This is a genomic window from Pseudomonas sp. B7 (assembly GCF_016735645.1).
In the GTDB taxonomy this organism is placed as follows: Bacteria; Pseudomonadota; Gammaproteobacteria; order Pseudomonadales; family Pseudomonadaceae; genus Aquipseudomonas; species Aquipseudomonas glycinae.
This window is the reverse complement of the sequence record NZ_JAERRE010000004.1, coordinates 243,604-261,504: the sequence shown is the minus strand read 5'-3', so window position 1 is coordinate 261,504 and position 17,901 is coordinate 243,604. Positions and strand designations below refer to the sequence as shown.

Annotated in this window: 16 protein-coding genes; 11 read left to right on the top strand and 5 right to left on the bottom strand. The window is 61.0% G+C overall.

Features of this window, described 5'->3' with window-relative positions; translation table 11 throughout:
- Nucleotides 1–15: 15 nt before the first annotated feature.
- From JKA62_RS12150 to rfbC, 3 genes are all read right to left on the bottom strand, one after another.
- Entirely contained in the window at nucleotides 16–1,404 is a 1,389-nt protein-coding gene (locus JKA62_RS12150; protein WP_011331986.1) for a sigma-54-dependent transcriptional regulator, read from the bottom strand.
- Complete coding sequence (locus JKA62_RS12145; protein ID WP_041475488.1) at nucleotides 1,401–3,209, bottom strand: sensor histidine kinase; 1,809 nt, start codon at nucleotides 3,207–3,209, stop codon at nucleotides 1,401–1,403. Before JKA62_RS12145 ends, JKA62_RS12150 begins: the two co-directional genes overlap by 4 nt.
- 106 nt (nucleotides 3,210–3,315) lie before the next feature.
- The gene (gene rfbC / locus JKA62_RS12140; protein ID WP_041475110.1) at nucleotides 3,316–3,861 is read right to left on the bottom strand and encodes a dTDP-4-dehydrorhamnose 3,5-epimerase; all 546 of its coding nucleotides are present in this window, start codon (nucleotides 3,859–3,861) and stop codon (nucleotides 3,316–3,318) included.
- A gap of 179 nt (nucleotides 3,862–4,040) precedes the next feature.
- Here rfbC and JKA62_RS12135 point away from each other — a divergent pair, with 179 nt between their 5' ends.
- The 3 genes from JKA62_RS12135 (at nucleotide 4,041) to JKA62_RS12125 (ending at nucleotide 8,698) form a co-directional block, all read left to right on the top strand.
- Nucleotides 4,041–6,953, top strand: a complete 2,913-nt coding sequence (locus JKA62_RS12135) for an aminotransferase (protein WP_201817921.1) — start codon at nucleotides 4,041–4,043, stop codon at nucleotides 6,951–6,953.
- 179 nt (nucleotides 6,954–7,132) lie between these two features.
- A complete protein-coding gene (gene aguA, locus JKA62_RS12130; RefSeq protein ID WP_007952634.1) occupies nucleotides 7,133–8,239 on the top strand; it encodes an agmatine deiminase in 1,107 nt (368 codons plus the stop codon).
- Between the two features lie 246 nt (nucleotides 8,240–8,485).
- Nucleotides 8,486–8,698, top strand: coding sequence for a hypothetical protein (locus tag JKA62_RS12125; RefSeq protein WP_007952633.1), 213 nt, complete (start codon nucleotides 8,486–8,488; stop codon nucleotides 8,696–8,698).
- Between the two features lie 65 nt (nucleotides 8,699–8,763).
- Here the strand turns inward: JKA62_RS12125 and JKA62_RS12120 are convergent, their stop codons facing one another.
- Nucleotides 8,764–10,854, bottom strand: a complete 2,091-nt coding sequence (locus JKA62_RS12120; RefSeq protein WP_201817918.1) for a TonB-dependent receptor — start codon at nucleotides 10,852–10,854, stop codon at nucleotides 8,764–8,766.
- Between the two features lie 255 nt (nucleotides 10,855–11,109).
- Between JKA62_RS12120 and JKA62_RS12115 the strand changes: the two genes are divergently transcribed.
- The 6 genes from JKA62_RS12115 to JKA62_RS12090 all read left to right on the top strand — a co-directional run bounded on the left by JKA62_RS12115 (nucleotide 11,110) and on the right by JKA62_RS12090 (nucleotide 15,809).
- Complete coding sequence (locus tag JKA62_RS12115; protein WP_201817915.1) at nucleotides 11,110–11,778, top strand: DsbA family protein; 669 nt, start codon at nucleotides 11,110–11,112, stop codon at nucleotides 11,776–11,778.
- Nucleotides 11,779–12,077: 299 nt separating this feature from the next.
- Entirely contained in the window at nucleotides 12,078–13,364 is a 1,287-nt protein-coding gene (locus tag JKA62_RS12110) for an OprD family porin (protein WP_201817906.1), read from the top strand.
- Nucleotides 13,365–13,596: 232 nt separating this feature from the next.
- Nucleotides 13,597–14,343, top strand: coding sequence for a 2OG-Fe dioxygenase family protein (locus tag JKA62_RS12105; RefSeq protein WP_011331995.1), 747 nt, complete (start codon nucleotides 13,597–13,599; stop codon nucleotides 14,341–14,343).
- Between the two features lie 79 nt (nucleotides 14,344–14,422).
- Nucleotides 14,423–14,800, top strand: coding sequence for a GNAT family N-acetyltransferase (locus JKA62_RS12100; protein ID WP_007952618.1), 378 nt, complete (start codon nucleotides 14,423–14,425; stop codon nucleotides 14,798–14,800).
- Nucleotides 14,797–15,513 (top strand): AzlC family ABC transporter permease, encoded by a 717-nt coding sequence (locus JKA62_RS12095; RefSeq protein ID WP_011331997.1) that lies wholly within the window; start codon nucleotides 14,797–14,799, stop codon nucleotides 15,511–15,513. The genes JKA62_RS12100 and JKA62_RS12095 overlap by 4 nt, the downstream gene beginning before the upstream one ends.
- The gene (locus JKA62_RS12090; RefSeq protein ID WP_041475112.1) at nucleotides 15,492–15,809 is read left to right on the top strand and encodes an AzlD domain-containing protein; all 318 of its coding nucleotides are present in this window, start codon (nucleotides 15,492–15,494) and stop codon (nucleotides 15,807–15,809) included. Before JKA62_RS12095 ends, JKA62_RS12090 begins: the two co-directional genes overlap by 22 nt.
- Here JKA62_RS12090 and JKA62_RS12085 read toward each other — a convergent pair.
- Nucleotides 15,726–16,652, bottom strand: a complete 927-nt coding sequence (locus tag JKA62_RS12085; protein WP_011331998.1) for a LysR family transcriptional regulator — start codon at nucleotides 16,650–16,652, stop codon at nucleotides 15,726–15,728. The two genes, JKA62_RS12090 and JKA62_RS12085, sit on opposite strands and share 84 nt — an antisense overlap.
- Before the next feature lie 379 nt (nucleotides 16,653–17,031).
- Between JKA62_RS12085 and JKA62_RS12080 the strand changes: the two genes are divergently transcribed.
- Nucleotides 17,032–17,250 carry a tautomerase family protein gene (locus JKA62_RS12080; protein ID WP_007952610.1) on the top strand — a complete coding sequence of 73 codons (219 nt, stop codon included), beginning with the start codon at nucleotides 17,032–17,034 and terminating at the stop codon, nucleotides 17,248–17,250.
- On the top strand, nucleotides 17,247–17,891 hold the full coding sequence (locus JKA62_RS12075; protein WP_011331999.1) for a DsbA family oxidoreductase: 645 nt from the start codon (nucleotides 17,247–17,249) through the stop codon (nucleotides 17,889–17,891). The genes JKA62_RS12080 and JKA62_RS12075 overlap by 4 nt, the downstream gene beginning before the upstream one ends.
- The last annotated feature ends 10 nt before the right edge of the window (nucleotides 17,892–17,901 follow it).

The window sequence follows — 17,901 nt, the reverse complement described above, 5'->3', positions numbered from 1 at the left end:
TGAATTGAGCGCGCTTCATTCGGATTCGTCGGAATGGCCGCCGCTGCCAGCGAAATTCAGACCGTGCTTGCGCAGTTTGTCGTGCAGGGTCTTGCGCGGAATGCCCAGGGCCTCGGCGAGACTGCGCACGGAACCGTGAGAGCGGGCCAGTTCGGCGGCGATCAGGGATTTCTCGAAGTTTTCCACTTGTTCGCTGAGCCCTCCCGCCGTGATTTCGACGCTGGTGCCGGGGCTGCCATCGGGCTGTGTGTTGTCCAGCGCCAGCTCCAGGCCGAGGGCAAAACGCTCCGCTGCGTTCTGCAATTCCCGCACGTTGCCCGGCCATGAATGGCGCAGCAGCAGCGCCCGTTGGGCCGGTTGCAGTTCATGCGCTGGCAGACCATGGCGGGCGCTGGCTTCGTCGGCGTAATGCTGGAACAGCATCAACGCGTCTTCGCCCCGTTCACGCAGTGGTGGAATGCGCAGCGGCGCCACGTTGAGGCGGTAATACAAGTCCGCCCGGAATCGCCCCTGATCGGCGGCCTGGCGCAGGTCTTCCTTGGTGGCGGCGATGACGCGGATGTCCAGCGGGATCAACTGATTCCCGCCCAGTCGTTCGACCACGCGCTCCTGCAGCATGCGCAGCAGTTTGACCTGCACGTCCATGCTCATGCTCTCGATTTCGTCGAGGAACAGCGTGCCGCCATTGGCGAATTCGAACTTGCCGATCCGGCGCTTTTGCGCGCCGGTGAAGGCGCCGGGTTCATGGCCGAACAGTTCGCTTTCGACCACCGACTCGGCCAGCGCACCGGCATTGATTGCCACGAACGGGCCATTACGCCGGCTCGACAGATCGTGCAGGGCGCGGGCGACAACTTCTTTACCCGCGCCGGTTTCGCCGAGGATCAAGACATCGGCCTTGGTCGCCGCCAGTGCGCCGATCTGCTCGCGCAGGCGCAACATCGGCGCGGATTGACCGACCAGCCGCGCGCTCAACTCGTTGCGATCGCTCAGGGCCATGCGCAGGCTGCGGTTGTCCAGCACCAGACGCCGCAGGGCCAGGGCGCGGCGCACGCTGTCGAGCAGGGCGTCGCTGGCGAAGGGTTTTTCCAGAAAATCATAGGCACCGGCGCGCATGGCCTGCACGGCCAGTGGCACGTCGCCGTGGCCAGTGATCAGCAGCACGGGCAGTTCCGGGTCCTGGGCGTGCAGTTCGCTCAGCAGCTCCAGGCCATCCATGCCGGGCATGCGGATGTCGCTGACCACGACGCCCGGCCAGTCACGCTCCAGTTGCGCGGCCAGGCCCTTGGCTTCGGACAGCGGAAGAATTTTCAGGCCGGCCAGATCCAGGGTCTGGCCGAGGGCCTGACGCAGGTGCGGATCGTCGTCGATCAGCACCACCTGGATGCGGTTGTCGATGGTCATGCGCTTCGATCCTCGGACGGTTGCAGGCTGACCCCGGGCGCGCCGGCGCGCAGCCGCAGGGTGATCAAGGCGCCACCTTGCTTGTGGTTGGCGAACGACAGTTCACCACCGAAGGCGCGCATCAGGGTTTCGCAAATGGCCAACCCTAAACCCAGGCCCTGAGTGCGGGTCTTGGTCGTGTAAAACGGTTCGCTGGCACGGCCCAGGGCTTCCATGCAGAAACCCGGGCCATTGTCGCGAATGTACAGGTTGACGCCTTCGTCGGTGGATTCGGCACTCAGCCACAATTTGCGCGGCGGGCCTTTTTCGGTCAGGGCGTCGAGGGCGTTGGCCAGCAGGTTGCCCAGCACCTGGCGCAGTCGGGTTTCCCCGGCCTCGACCCACAGGGTGGCGGCGGGCAGGTCGCGGATCAGCTCGACATCCATGCTCCGGCGACGCTTGGCCAGCAAGGCGAGCGCGTCGTCCAGCGCGGGTTGCAGGGCGACGCTTTCCGGGGCGTGGCGGTCGCGGCGGGCGAAGGCGCGCAGGTGGGCGATGATCGAGGCCATGCGCCCGGTCAGCTCGCTGATCAGTTTGAGGTTGCCTCGTGCGTCTTCGGTGCGTTCGTGGTCGAGCAGCACTTCGGCGTTCTCGGCGTAGCTGCGGATCGCCGCCAGCGGCTGGTTGAGTTCGTGGCTGATGCTCGCCGACATCGTCCCCAGCGCCGACAGCTTGCCGGCCTGTACCAGATCGTCCTGGGCCCGCACCAGTTCCTGCTGGGCCTGTTCGCGTTCAAGCACTTCCTGTTTCAGTCGGCGGTTGAGGCCTTCGAGATCACTGGTGCGCTCGGCAACCCGGCCTTCGAGTTCCCGGCGGGCCTTGGCTTCGAAGGCGATCCGTTCCAGGTAATGACGACGACGCTGCATCATCAGGCCCAGCAACAACATGACTACCAGCAAGGTGGCGCCGCCGATCGCCACCACGGTACGCACCGGTCGGTCGATCAACGTGCGCGGGGCCAGAATGCTGACGCTCCAGCCGGTTTCCGCGATGTCCTGGGTCTGTGGCAGCCACGCGGTCGGGCTCAGGTTCAGGGGGCGTGGCTCGCGGGTCGGGTAGGGCTGGATCGCGGTGATTGCCGAGCGCTCGGCATCACTGAGGGTGCGGGTCGCGCGAAAGCGCCATTCCGGGCGCGAGGTGAGGATGACGACACCGTTGTGGTCGGTCACCAGCAGTTGTTCCGGGGTTTTGCCCCACAGGCTTTCGGTGTGGTCCAGATCTACCTTGATCACCAGTACACCGATGATTTTTTCGCCGTTGCGCACCGCTGCGGCGAAGAAATAGCCGCGTTTGGCGGAAGTGGTGCCCAGACCGAAGAAGCGCCCGAGGCGGCCGGCCATGGCCTCGCTGAAGTACGGCCGGAACGAGAAATTGCGCCCGACGAAACTGTCGTGCTTGTCCCAGTTCGACGCCGCGAGCGTCTGGCCGCTGGTGTCCATCAGGTACATGACTTCGGCGCCGGTCTGCGCAGCGATGTTCTTCAACAGGCGGTTGGCGTTGCCCTGGGTCACGCCGTCATCCGGCGCCCCGAGCACTGCGCGCAGGGCCGGCAGGTCGCCGAGGATTTGCGGCAGCACTTCATAGCGATGCAGCGTGCCCAGCAGGTTGGCGACGTAGAGGTCGAGGGTCTGACGGTTCTGGCCGGCCAGTTCGCTGCGGTAATAGCGCTCGGCCAGATGTTCCAGCGGCCACAGCAGCGGTGCCAGGCACAGGGCCAGCAGGGCAAGACTGCGCCATCGGGGGCGGCGGGGTAGGGTCGGAGTCATGAGCATCGAGCGCCTGTGGGTACAGGCGCATTATGCCTAGGCTTGCCGGCGCAGTCTGCGCACCCGTGGCCGGGTCCGCAGCGGCGCTGAAGATTCACACAGGACTTCAGGAAAAGACGTCGGCGTCCTTGAGCAGTGCCGCCGCCTGGTCCTTGGCCGACAGTTTCGGCGCTTCATCCAGCTGCCAGTCGATGCCCAGATCCGGGTCGTCCCAACGAATGCTGCGCTCGGAAGACGGGTTGTAGTAGTCGGTGGTCTTGTAGAGGAATTCGGCGAACTCGCTCAGCACCACGAAACCGTGGGCGAAACCTTCCGGAACCCACAATTGACGGTGGTTGTCGGCGGACAGACGCACGGCCACCCACTTGCCGAAATGCGGCGAGCTGCGACGGATATCCACGGCGACGTCGAGGACTTCGCCGGCGGTAACGCGGACCAGTTTGCCCTGGGTATTTTCCAACTGGTAATGCAGCCCGCGCAGAACGCCTTTCTGCGAGCGCGAATGGTTGTCCTGGACAAATTGCGTGTCCAGGCCGGTCGCGTCCTGAAAGGCTTTCGCATTGAAGCTTTCGTAAAAGAACCCGCGTTCGTCACCAAATACCTTGGGTTCGATGATCAAGACACCAGGCAGGTCGGTGGTGATTACATTCATGTAGATTTTCCAGTGGCAGGTGTGAATGGCCGACATTCTTGCGCAAAGCGTCGACAGGTGCGAGGGGCGCTTGCAAATCCGCCGGTCTCGCAGCGTGTCGGGGGACGGATGGTCGGGGGTTGCTTATCGCCCGAAGCAATGGCGATATAGGCGCCTAATAAAATTTCAGGGGTCGTTCCATGTCGTTCGCCACGTTGATTCATCGCGCCAGTTTGCCCAGCCCGCAGGTATCGGTGGAGCAGGCCCGGCATTTGCTGGCGCAGCATTACGGCTTGAACGGCACGTTGCAGGCCCTGGGCAGCCAACAGGATCTCAATTATCGGGTCGACAGCGACCGTGGGCGGTTCGTGCTGAAGATCTGCCGGGGCGACTATTCGCTGGTCGAGTTGCAAGCCCAGCATGCGGGCCTGAAATATCTGGCCGAGAAGGGTGCCGTTAAGGTTCCTCGGGTGATGGCGGCCACTAACGGCGCTGACCTGCTGACCCTGGACGTCGGTGGAGAATCGGTGCATGTGCGACTGCTCGATTACATCGACGGACAACCACTGACGGCCCTCGATCACCTTGGCCACGAAGTCGTCGCCGGCTTCGGCCGGCTTTGCGGCGAAATGGATCTGGCCCTCGTCGGTTTCGACCATCCGGGGCTCGAGCGCACGTTGCAATGGGACGCGCGCCACGCCAGCGCACTGATCGAGCACCTGCTGCCGGTGATCGAAGACGAACGCCAGCGCACGCTGATCGCCGAGGTTGCCGAGCAGGCCAGACTTCGTTTGCAGCCGCTGGTGGAAAAGCTGCCGGTGCAGGCGATCCACATGGACATCACCGACGACAACGTGGTCTGGCAGCGTGACGCCCGGCGGCACTGGCGGTTGCAGGGCGTCATCGATTTCGGCGATCTGGTGCGCACCTGGCGCATCACCGATCTGTCGGTCACCTGCGCCGCACTGCTGCATCACGCCGCCGGCGATCCGTTCGTGATCCTGCCGGCCGTGCAGGCCTATCACGCGATCAATCCGCTGCAACACGAAGAACTGCTGGCGCTGTGGCCGCTGATCGTGGCACGGGCGGCGGTGCTGGTGCTCAGTGGCGAGCAACAGGTCAGCATCGATCCGGGCAATACCTACAGCCGCGACAACCTGACCCATGAATGGGAGATCTTCCGGGTCGCCACCTCGGTGCCGCTGGCATTGATGGAGGCGGCGATTCTCACGGCGGTCGGCCAGGCATTGCCGGCCATCGACAGTGAAGGTTTTGCGCCGTTGTTGCCCGATCTGGTCGGGCGCGAATTCGCGTTGATCGATCTGGGGGTGTTGAGCGCACACTTCGAGGCGGGCAACTGGGAGCAGCCAGGCATCGATCAGCGCCTGTTGAGCGAGGCCGCTGTCATCCATGGTCTGGCGGCCAGTCGATACGGGCAATACCGGTTGTCGCGCACCCGGCCTGACAGCGCCGATGAGCCAGAGACATTCCCGCTGCACGTCGAATTGCATGTGCCCAAAGGTTCGGCGGTGGAAGCGCCGTTTGCTGGCGTGCTTCACCTGTCGGCCGACGGCGCGCTGCGACTCGACGGCCCGCAACTGAGCCTGCGCTTGCTGGGCGTGAAACCTTCGTTGCACGGCGGCGCAGCGCTGGTCAAAGGCCAGGTGCTGGGTTCGGTGGACGGTCCGTTGATCGTGCAATTGATTCGTGGCGCACAGCTTGAAGCACCGCGGTTCTGCACGCCAACCCGCGCGGCGGCATGGCAGGCCTTGTCCCCGTCACCGGCCGCGCTGCTGGGCCTGGCCTGCGACGCCGAACCCGAGCTGGACGCGACAACCCTGCTGGCGCGCCGCGACGCCAGTTTCGCCCGTACCCAGAAGCACTATTACGTCGACGCGCCGCGCATCGAGCGCGGCTGGCGCAATCACCTGATCGACATGCAGGGCCGCTCCTACCTCGACATGCTCAACAACGTCGCGGTGCTCGGTCACGGTCATCCGCGCATGGCGGCGGTGGCGAGCCGGCAGTGGTCGCTGCTCAATACCAACTCGCGGTTCAACTATGCGGCAGTCGCCGAGTTTTCCGAACGCTTGCTGAAGCTGGCGCCGGAGGGCATGGATCGGGTGTTCCTGGTCAATAGCGGCAGCGAGGCCAATGACCTGGCGATCCGCCTGGCGTGGGCCGCCAGCGGTGGTCGCGACATGATCAGCGTGCTGGAGGCCTATCACGGCTGGACGGTCGGCGCGGACGCGGTCTCGACCTCGATTGCCGATAACCCGAAAGCCCTGAGCAGTCGCCCGGACTGGGTGCACGCGGTGACGGCTCCCAACACCTATCGCGGCGAATTTCGCGGCCCGGATTCGGCGCCGGATTACGTGCGCAGCGTCGAGCAACATCTGGCGAAGCTCGATGAGCAGAAACGCCAGCTCGCCGGGTTTATCTGCGAGCCGGTCTACGGCAACGCGGGCGGGATCTCGCTGCCGCCGGGTTACCTGAAAAAAGTCTATGAAATGGTGCGCGCCCGTGGCGGCGTGTGCATCGCCGATGAGGTGCAGGTCGGTTACGGGCGCATGGGCCACTTCTTCTGGGGCTTTGAAGAGCAAGGCGTGGTCCCGGACATCATCACCATGGCCAAGGGCATGGGCAACGGCCAGCCGCTGGGCGCGGTGATCACCCGCCGGGAAATCGCCGAGGCGCTGGAGGCCGAGGGCTATTTCTTCTCGTCCGCCGGCGGCAGTCCGGTGAGCTGCCAGATCGGCATGGCGGTGCTCGATGTCATGGAAGAAGAAAAGCTCTGGGAAAACGCCCAGGTGGTCGGCGCTCATTTCAAGGCCCGGCTGGAGGCGCTGATCGATCAATATCCGCTGGTTGGCGCGGTGCACGGTTCCGGGTTCTATCTGGGGGTCGAGCTGATCCGCAATCGGGAAACCCTGGAACCTGCAACCGAGGAAACCACGCTGTTGTGTGATCGCTTGCGGGCGCTGGGAATTTTCATGCAGCCGACCGGTGATTACCTGAACGTCCTGAAGATCAAACCGCCGATGGTCACCTCGCGTCAGAGCGTGGATTTCTTTGTCGACATGCTGGCGAAGGTGCTGGAAGAAGGGCTCTGAGGCGATCCGGAATCGGCAAATGCCGATTTGTATCGGTATTTGCCGCGTTAAATTGAGATTGTTTTTTCTTTATGGCTTCTAAAGCCGATATTTATCGTTTATAAAGTCGCCATAGTCCGTCGTCCAACCCTGTACGGCGTGTTGAAAAACCCTCGACGGTTCCCTGGAGTCTGATCGACATGACCACATTGAAAAGCACACCACGCGCCGATGGCTTTTACATGCCGGCCGAATGGGCACCGCAAACCCAGACCTGGATGATCTGGCCCGAGCGTCCGGACAACTGGCGTCTCGGCGGCAAACCGGCGCAGGCCGCCCACGCGGCAGTGGCCAAAGCCATCGCGCGTTTCGAACCGGTCACCGTGGCGGTCTCTGCCGGCCAGTACGAAAATGCCCGCGCTCGCCTCGACGTGCCGAATATCCGCGTGGTGGAGATGTCCAGCGATGACGCCTGGGTTCGCGATAGCGGCCCGACGTTTGTGATCAACAACAGCGGCGAAGTGCGCGGTGTGAACTGGGATTTCAACGCCTGGGGCGGCTTTGACGGTGGCCTGTATTCGCCGTGGAACCGTGATTCCCAGGTCGGCGGCAAGATCCTCGAAATCGAGCGCAGCCCGCGCTACCGCACCGAAGGCTTTGTGCTCGAAGGCGGCTCGATTCACGTAGACGGCGAAGGCACCCTGATCACCACCGAAGAATGCCTGCTCAACCGCAATCGCAACCCGCACCTGGGCCGCGAAGAAATCGAAGCGGTGCTCAGTGAAAACCTGTCGGTGGACAAGATCATCTGGCTGCCGGATGGCCTGTTCAACGACGAAACCGACGGCCATGTGGATAACTTCTGCTGCTACGTGCGTCCGGGCGAAGTGCTGCTGGCCTGGACTGACGATCCGCAGGATCCGAACTACCCGCGCTGCCAGGCCGCGATGAAAGTGCTGGAAAGCAGCACCGACGCCAAAGGCCGCCCGTTCACGGTGCACAAGATGCCGATTCCGGGGCCGCTGTTCGCCACCGAAGAAGAGTGCGCGGGCGTGGACCCGGTGGACGGCACTCAGGAGCGCAACCCAAGCGTGCGTCTGGCCGGTTCCTACGTGAACTTCCTGATCGTCAACGGCGGCATCATCGCGCCGAGCTTCGACGATCCGATGGACGCGCCAGCGCGGGAGATCCTGCAGAACCTGTTCCCGCAACACGAGGTGGTGATGGTGCCGGGCCGCGAACTGTTACTGGGCGGCGGCAACATTCACTGCCTTACCCAACAGCAACCCGCGCCGCACAAAGAGTGAGTGCGGATGTAACAGCTTGAGTTGATTGAAAAATCGACCTGTCAGTCATTCGTTGCCCACGCTTGAAGAGAAACCCGCAGCCCGTCAGGACTGCGGGTTTCTTTATGTCCGCTGGTCGACAATTTCGTTACGTTGGCATAGCTCTTGTATCGCTCATGGCGCACTAGGGAGGGGGGGAGAACTTCAACAGTTCTGTCATAAACCTTGGATAACGTAGCCGCTCACGAACGGGGAGAGAGCGCTGAAATGAACGCCGAAGTGAACGTAATCAGCGAGCGGACATTGCATCCCATGGCTGTAAATAGTGAGTCGCTCCAGATTGTCGCACACTGGTTGAAATCCAATGGAACGCGTCAGATCAGGGAACCTGATCCGCGCCGGATGATGATCGAGCGTTACCCCGCTGGCCTGTTCAGCGAGGCCGAACTGGAAGCACTCTGGGATGTGATGGAAGGATAAGAAGAACAAACAAGGATTGTAAAAAGCGCTGCCGGGATGGCAGCGCTTTTTTTATGGGCGCGATATCAGAAGCTGTAGGTGCCGGTGACGACCAGGCTGCGCGGTGCACCCGGCTGGATCTGGAACGCGCTGGTGGCCGACGAGTAATACTCGCGGTCGGTGATGTTGTTCAGGGCACCACGCAAATCCCAGTCCTTGTGGCGGTAGCCGACCAGCGCGTCCCACCGGCCATAGCCCGGCAGTACGGTGGTGTTGGCGTTGTCGGCATAACGCTGGCCGACCAGGGTCAGGCCGGTTTCGGCGTACCAGCCCATTTCCGGTTTCCAGGTCAGGAACAGGCTGCCGTTGCGCTTGGCCACGTTGTTCACGCGTTTGCCTTCCAGGCCGTTGTTGTCCTTCTCGATGGTCGCGTCCTGCACGCCGACACCACCGCGCAGGTACCAGTTGCCGACGATCTTGCCGGTACCGGTCAGCTCGATCCCGCGCGAGCGTTGCAGGCCGCTGAGCACGGTCAGGGTCGGGTCGTTCGGATCGGTGGTGCGGCGGTTGTAGAGTTCCAGCTCGTAGATCGCCAGGGTGGTGCTCAGGCGATCGTCGAGCCAGTCGCTCTTGACGCCGATTTCCTTCTGCTTGGTCAGTTCCGGGCTCAAGTCGTTGGTGTTGCCGGCCGCACCCGGGGTGATACCGATCAGGCCGCCACCGACCGGCGAGAAGGTCTTGGTCCACGAAGCGTAGAACGAGTGGTTCTGCAGCGGCGTCCAGACCACGCCGAAACGTGGGCTGGTGCTGTGGCTGTCACGGTCTTCGGAGATGTTGCGCAGCTTGTTGGTCGACTCGATATCAAAAGTGTCGTAGCGCAGACCGGCCAGCAGTTGCCATTGATCGTTCAGGCGCAGTTGATCCTGAACGTAGACCGCGCGGCTTTCGACTTCGGTGTGGCTGCTGCTCGACACTTGCATGCGCCCGGTGTGGCGCAGGTCGCGGTTGGGGGTGTACAGATCCAGCGACGGAACGGCGGAACTGCCGCGCCCGGAAGTGGCAGCGTTGTACAGCGTCGGGTCGCGGCGCTGGCTGCCGGTTTCGAGGCCGGTCAGCAGGCGGTGCTCGAGGCCGAAGGTTTCGAATCCGCCTTCCAGCTCAACGTTGTTGAACACGTTGCGGGTGGTCAGGTCCTGTTGCCAGTGCTGGCGGGTTACCTTCTTCGTCGCCGGGGTGTAGCCGGTGAGGTAGGTGTTGTCGAAATCGCTGTCGAGCTTGAACACACCGAGCGTGTGGCGCAGCTGCCAGTTGTCGTTGATTTCATAGCTCAGCTTCGAGCGCAGGGATTGCGTCTTGTCGTCGATGAAATCGTGATCGTTGCCGTAGGTGGTGTCCCGGCCGACGTCGGCAGGGCGCCCACCGACCCCGGGAATGCCGCGATCGGGCGTGCGGTTGTAGCGGCTGTATTCGTATTGCACCAGCCAGTTCAGGTCAGGGGTGAGCTGCCAGCTCATCGACGGTGCGAACAGTTGGCGATTGCCGCTGACGCCGTCGCGGAAGCTGTTCTCGTCCATGTTGCCCATGTTCAGGCGCAGGCTGATGTTGTCGCTCGGGTCGGTGCTGAGGTCGGCGTACAGGCTGCGCAGGTCTTCGCTGCCACCCTGGGCCTCGATGGTCGAGCGGCGGCCGAACTCGGGTGCCTTGCTCACGCGGTTGACGATCCCGCCCTGGCTGCCACGGCCATACAGCACAGCGGCCGGGCCCTTGAGCACTTCGACGCGTTCGATATTGTGCAGGTCGCGCTTGTACTGGCTGTCGTCGCGGATGCCGTCCAGATAGAAGTCGTTGCTGGCATCGAAGCCGCGGATGCGCAGGCTGTCGAAGCGCGTGTCGCCGCCGCTGCTGACGTTGGGCATGCCGCTCAAGGCGTCGCCCAGGTCATTGGTGCCGTAGTTGGCGAAGTTGGCGGTCTTGACCGAGTCGATCGCCTGCGGCACGTAACGGACAGGGGTTGAGGTACGGGTCGCAGTGTTGCTGACCTTCACGCGCGGGTCGTCGGCCTGCGCTTCGGCACTGATCGAAGTGGCGGGAAGCTCGGTCGCGGAGTAAGCGAAACCGGAGGACAAGAAGGCAGAAAGCCCAAGGGTGACGGGCGTGAGACGAAACGGGGCAGGCATTGAAAAGCGCATCCGAAAGGGTGGAAAAAATCGAGCGCGCGAATGGTAATGCTTTGCATTTGCTTCCGTTAATTATTCCTGAAAGGTTCCGTGGTTTGATTGTGTCAATTTATTTCATATTTGTGTCGGAGCTGACAACGACTGCATTTGACCGATTGCCGAAACAGACTGAAAGCCATTCCGGCGTTTTTCCGCAACGACCGAGGGACTAATGTGCCGACATTATTTTTCTCACCTTCTTGCCGGAGTTTTCCGATGACCCTTCATTACATCTACGACCCGCTGTGCGGCTGGTGCTATGGCGCCAAACCACTGGTGCAGGCCGCGCAACAAGTGCTGCCGGTAATCGCCCACGCCGGCGGCATGATGACCGGTGCCAACCGCCAGAGCGTTTCGCCGCAACTGCGCAATTACGTGATGCCTCATGACCGGCGCATCGCTGAATACACCGGTCAGCCATTCGGCGAAGCTTATTTCGAAGGTCTTTTGCGTGATCAATCGGCGTTGTTTGATTCGGCACCTCCGATTGCCGCTGTGATGGCAGCGGAAAAAATCGACGGTCGTGGCCTGGAACTGCTTGGCCGTTTGCAGACTGCGCACTATGTGGAAGGGCGGCGAATTGCCGATGAAAGTGTGCTTGTGGAATATGCAGTAGAGCAGGGCTACAACGCCGATATGTTCGTGAATGCCTTGCAGTCCGTCGACACCGAACAACATATAAAGAACAGCCGTGCCCTGTTGGCAAAACTGGGTGGGCAGGGTTTTCCAACTTTTGCGCTGGAACAGGACGGACGATTCACGCTGGTTGATATCGGGCCGTGGCTCGGCAAACCAGAAGCCTTCGCCCAATGGTTGAGCGAGTCGTTTACGCCTGCGCCAAGGACTGAAACCCTGCCGGTCTGTGGCGTCGATGGTTGCGCGTAATCCAGCATCAAAATCCCTGACTGCGGGCAATTCCGTGCACGAAGCCACCGCAAAATTTACTTTTTTTAGACGTTTTTCGCCTATTTAAAGACGATTCTTGAAATTGACACATTGTTGAGGGCGCGGCTACGATTCGGCCCAACGCCTGTGGCTAACCGCCATGACTCAAAATTAGGAGCAGGCCCGCCATGACATTGTCTTGAGCGGGTCTTTTTGTTTCGGGGTGAATAAAAGAGTGCAATAAGCGCCGTTTCAGCCGTTCGACACAGCGCGTTTCAACCCGTAATAAGGAAAACAAAATGTTGAACAAGCGAATCAGTTTGATCGCACTGGGGATGTTGAGTGCCACTTCGGCCATGGCTAACGACCAGGCCGAGTCCAAGGGTTTTGTTGAAGACAGCAGTCTCAAAGTGCTGCTGCGCAATGCCTACATCAATCGTGACTACAAAGATGGCAACCAGGACAAAGCCGAATGGGGCCAAGCGGCCATCGGTACGTTCTCGTCCGGTTTCACTCAAGGCACCGTCGGTGTCGGTGTGGATGCCTTCGGTCTGTACGCGCTGCGTCTGGACGGCGGCAAGGGCCGCAGCGGTGCGGGCGGTATCGACTTCTTCAAGCGCGGTGACAGCGGTAACGCGGCCGACGATCTGTCAAAGGGCGGTGCAGCGGTCAAATTCCGTATCTCCAACACCGTACTGACCTACGGCGACCAGATGCCGGCCCTGCCGGTGCTGAGCTACGACAACGTGCGTCTGCTGCCGGAAAGCTATACCGGTACCTTGATCACTTCCAAAGAGATCAAAGGTCTGCAACTGGATGCCGGTCGTTTCACCGCCGAATCGCGCAAGAGCGCTGAAGGCCGTGACAGCGGTGGTCTGAAATCGATCAACGTGTTGGGCGGTAGCTACCAGTTCACCGAACAGTTCAAGGCTGCGCTGTACGCTTCCGACGTCGAAGACGTGCTGAAGAAGCAATACGTGAACGCCAACTACGTGTTCCCGATCGACAAGGATCAGTCCCTGACGCTGGACTTCAACGGTTACCGCACCAAGCTGGACAACTCCTACGTCCGCGAAAACGGTGTAACCGGCGACGACAACAAGATCTGGAGCCTGGCAGCGACCTTCGCCACCGGCCCGCACTCGTTCACCGTGGCGCACCAGCGCTCCACCGGCGACAGCAACCTGGGTTACGCCTACGGCGGTTACCAGAAAGGTCAGGGTCGCGTGGGTGACGGTGGCAACACCATCTACCTGGCCAACTCCTACTGGTCCGACTTCAACGCTGAAGACGAGCGCAGCTGGCAGCTGGGTTACGGTCTGGACTTCACGGCGTTCGGCGTCCCGGGTCTGAGCTACAACTTCGCGTACGTGCGTGGCGACAACATCACCACGTCCACCAGCGAAGGCGGCACCGAGCGCGAGATCTTCAACCAGTTCAAGTACGTCGTGCAAAGTGGCCCGGCCAAAGACCTGAGCATCAAGCTGCGTAGCTCGATCCTGCGTGTTTCGCAGAAATCCAGCGAATACAACGTCAGCGGCAACGAACTGCGTGTGTTCGTGGATTACCCGATCAACATCTTCTGATGATCGGTTGAACCCGCGAAACGCGACAGAAAAACCCCGACTCGTTCGGGGTTTTTTTTGACGCTTTTTGAAAAAGCAGCATAAAAACCCGTGCTTTTGTCATTTGAAATGCACTTTCAAGCCGTTTCAAATCGCGTTTCAAACAGGGCTTTAAATGCCTGAAATTCTTTCTCATGGACGCAAATTCTCCACCTAATAGATTAGGCCGCTCAATGCAGCGGAGAATTTGGTAATGATCGTTTTAACCAGAGAAGTGGGCGAATCGCTACGGCGCGACAAGTACGCCAATGTGCAGGGTGCTGACTTCAATCTCTACGGTCATTTCGCCGACTTCGTCAGACTGACCAAAAGTTGGGAAAACATGGAGCCTGACAGTTACTACGGTCAGGCCGAAGCCGGCATGCGTTACCGTCGTTACAGCGACTTTGAGTACAACCCCAAGACTCGCGAACTGAAGCAACTGGAACATCGCGCGTACGTGCAGTCCAAGGCCAACAACAGCTATGTGGGCGGGGTGGTGCGGCACTTCCAGGACTTCTCGGACGAAGTCATCAGCTCGCCGGTGATGCGCAGCCTGATCGACACCGATTTCGAAGTGTACAAAAGCGTGTTGCCGGAAGAGCTGCACGATGAAATCTGGCAGTGCCAGATCCATCAGATCCGCATCGAGATCAAGCCCGGCAAACAACTGGAAATCACTCCGGAAGGGATTCACTGCGACGGTTACCCGTTCAGCGGCGTGCACTTCTGGGGGCGCAATAACGTCGAGGGCGCGGAGAGTCGTCTGTACGACATCCACGAGCAGCAACTGGCGTCGACCACTTACCAGGAAATCCTCGACACCACCTACTTCCTCGACCGTGACATGCGTCACTACGTGACACCGGCACGCAACACTCACTCTCACGCCATGGCGTACCGGCAGATCCTGGCGATTTCCTTCTCGCGGCCCGGGACCGCTTTCGACATTGTTCGCTAATCAGATCACCCCAATCGACGGCGTCGAGTGCTCGACGCCGGTGGTGCTGCGGCGTGCGACGGCCAAGGACGCGCAGCGCATGGAGCGCTTCTTCCGCCAGTTCGACGAGGTGTCGTTCTGTGAATGGCAGGATGCCAAATGCCTGCGCGGCGTGCTGATCCAGAAAACCACCACGGCGTATCTCGCCTTCGATGTTGAAGGCGAGATCGTCGGCGCGGTGCTGGGCGGCATGCTCGGCAGTCGTGGCACGATCAACCATCTGGCGGTCAGCCTGCGTTATCGCAGCCAAGGCGTCGGCCAGCGGCTGGTGGAAGCGGCGTCGGCCGACATGAAACGGGTCGGTGTGCTGCGGATGTTCCTGTTCGTCGATGATGCTAACCTCGCGGGCAAGCGTTTCTGGACGGCCCAGGGTTTTTGCGAACCTCACGGCGAGCGGACATTTGAGAGGGATCTATGAATGAAACATCCGGCAGTGCGCCGCTGATGGTCGACCGTCAGCCGTCGCGCACCTTTGCCGAAGCCAGCCCGGTGGTGGCCGGTTACTTCACCGTGTCGTTCGTGTTCGGGCTGATGGCCGTCAACGCCGGGCTGCCGTTGTGGCTGCCGGTGGCGATGTGTCTGTTCGTGTATGCCGGGGCTTCGCAATTTGCGGCGCTGGCGCTGATCAGCAGTGGGGCGTCGCTGACCACCATCGTGCTGACCACGTTTCTGATCAACGCGCGGCACATGCTGATGTCGGTCTACATGGCGAAAGCCCTGCGGGCGCTGGGCCTGAGTCGCATGGAACGCTGGTGTTACGCCGGCGGCCTGACCGATGAATCGTTCGCCTTCCACAGCGTCAAACTGGGCACCGGGGCGCCGGTGAACGTCCGTTATCTGATTGGCTTCAACCTGTTCTGCCACACCTCGTGGGTGATCGGCGGATTGCTCGGCGCCCTGTGCGCGCAGTACGCCTCGCACTTGATCAAATACCAGCTCGATTACGCGCTGACCGCGATGATGCTCTACGTCCTGGTCTCACTGTGCAACACCCGCAACAAACTCATCGCCGCCTTGGCCGCAGTGGTCTGCATGGGCGCACTGAGCCTGGTGGGCAGCTCGCCATTCAACGTTTTCATCGCCACGTTTGTGGGCTGCGGAGTGGGTGTATGCCTGACCAAACGTTCCTGATTCTGGTGGTCGCGCTGATGATGGCCGTGACCTTTTTGCCACGGGCCCTGCCGTTGCAGGTCAACACCGAACACTGGCCGCCCTTCGTCGCCCGCGCGCTGGAATACCTGCCGGTGGCGATCGTCGCTGCGATCAGCCTGACACCCTTGTTGATCAAGGATCAGCACATACAGCTCGATCGCCCGGAATTTTATGCCGCGATTCCGACGCTGTTATGTGCGTATTTCAGCAAAAACCTCTTTCTCAGTGTGGCGGTTGGGACGGCTGCGTACATTGCGCTCGGCTCGCTCATGTAGCGGCAGATCGACCACGTCGTTCAACGCCTGACCGGACAGATCCGGGTTGTTCACCGCCAGGCGCACTTCGAGGAAATCCTCGAACCCGGGGAAAATCGTCAGGCCATTTTTCTGCGCCGCCTCGCGGGAGACCATGCCGACGGCGTCCATCTGCGTGATGAGCGACAGGGTCAGCGTTTCGCTGCAGGAGTAGATCGTCCGCTGGCTGTTCTCGTGATTACCCAGCCCGGCGTCGAGAAAACGCAAAAAGCTGTGGGAATACGGACAGTCTTCTGCGGGACGCACCTGAAACTTGTTGCCAAGCAAGGTCAGCGGATCGTTCTCCTGACCACAGTGCGCGCCGACCACCTGCACCTGCACTTCCGGCAGGACAATGCTCGGCAGACCCGGACGCTGCGGACCGATCAGCACCGCAAGGTCGAAGTCCTCGTTCTTCAGCTTGCTGAGGTTTTCCATCGACTCGGCGTAGCTGAATTCCATCTGGTAATCGGGAAACACCTCGATCAGGCGTCCGATCAATCGCCGGTTGAAGTCCGGCGCCAGCGTGGTGTTCAACGCCACTTTCAACGTGCGCTGTCCCGGCACCTTCAAGGCTTCGACTTTCTCTTCCATCTGCCGCGTGGCAATCAGCACTCTGTCCATATAAGGCGTCAGCTCGGTGCCTTGCGGCGTCAGCGTCAGCCCCTTGTTGGATCGTCTAAACAAGCGGAAACCGAACTGCTCTTCGACCTTGTTCAGCTGTGCGGCCAAGGCCTGCACAGTCAGGCACGAATGCTCGGCTGCGGCCGACAACGAGCCGGTCTGCACGATGCGCATGAGGTTGCGTAAGGTTCTGCTATCCATGGGTAATGCCCTCTGAAGTGGGCTGGGTATTGTTGTGTACGTGACAGCCGGAACGGCGCCATTTGCCGGCTATATTCCTGTACCTGAGCATAGTTGTCGCGCAATTAGTAGCGAATCGATGTCCCCGCCGATGGCTGGAGGCTGACACAGGATCGGGGTTTTTGGTGACGTGGGGGTGATTGGGGTCAAAAAAAGTGCACGGTTTGGGTGCGTCTGCGGGTTTTTCCAAAGGAATTTTGGCGCGATTTTTACAGGCTATTCATTACACCACCTCACAAATGAAGTACCCCACCCCTACTTTTTCCCCTCCCGGCACACGCCTAAATTGAGCTCCAACACCTGACCATCATCCCGAGGGCAGGTCACTGGAGTAGTCGTCATGCCATTTGTCAGCGTACGCATCACCCGCGACGGCGTTACCCGTGAGCAGAAAGCTCAGGTGATCGCCGAAATCACTGAAACCCTGGAACGCGTCCTCAACAAACGCCCGGACCTGACCCACATCGTGATCGAAGAAGTCGACACCGATAACTGGGGCTACGCCGGCATCACTACCACCGAGTACCGCCGACAGCTGGCGGAACGGGGTCAGTCATGACCCCGACCGTGACCATCGATTTCGTCTCCGACGTGGTGTGCCCCTGGTGCGCACTCGGGGCGACAGCGCTGGAGCAGGCGATCGGCAATCTGGCCGGCGAGATTTCGGTGGAGCTGACCTACAAGCCCTTCGAACTCAACCCGGACATGCCCGCCGAAGGTGAACCGGCCGTGCAGCACCTGATGCGCAAATACGGCCGCACCGCCGAAGACGTCGCCGCCGGCAAGAAGATGCAGATCGAACGCGGCAAGGCCATCGGTTTCGAGTTCGACCTAGAGAAACGCACGCACTTTCACAACACCTTCGACGCCCATCGATTGCTGATGTGGGCAGCGCAGGAAGGGCGGCAGGTCGCGCTGAAAAAGATCCTGCTGCGCGCTTACTTCCGCGACGGCGACAACCCCAACGATCACCCGACGCTGATCCGTCTGGCGACCAAAGCGGGGCTGGATGCGGCGAGGGCCCGCAAGGTGCTGGCCAACGATGAATTCGCCAGCGAAGTGCGGCAACTGCAGGCGTTCTACCGGCAGCACGGGATCAACTCGGTGCCCGCGCTGATCCTGAACGGCAAGCACCTGGTTTCCGGTTCGCAATCGGTCGAGTACTACGAACAAATGCTGAAACAACTGGCTGCGGCCTGATTCAACACCT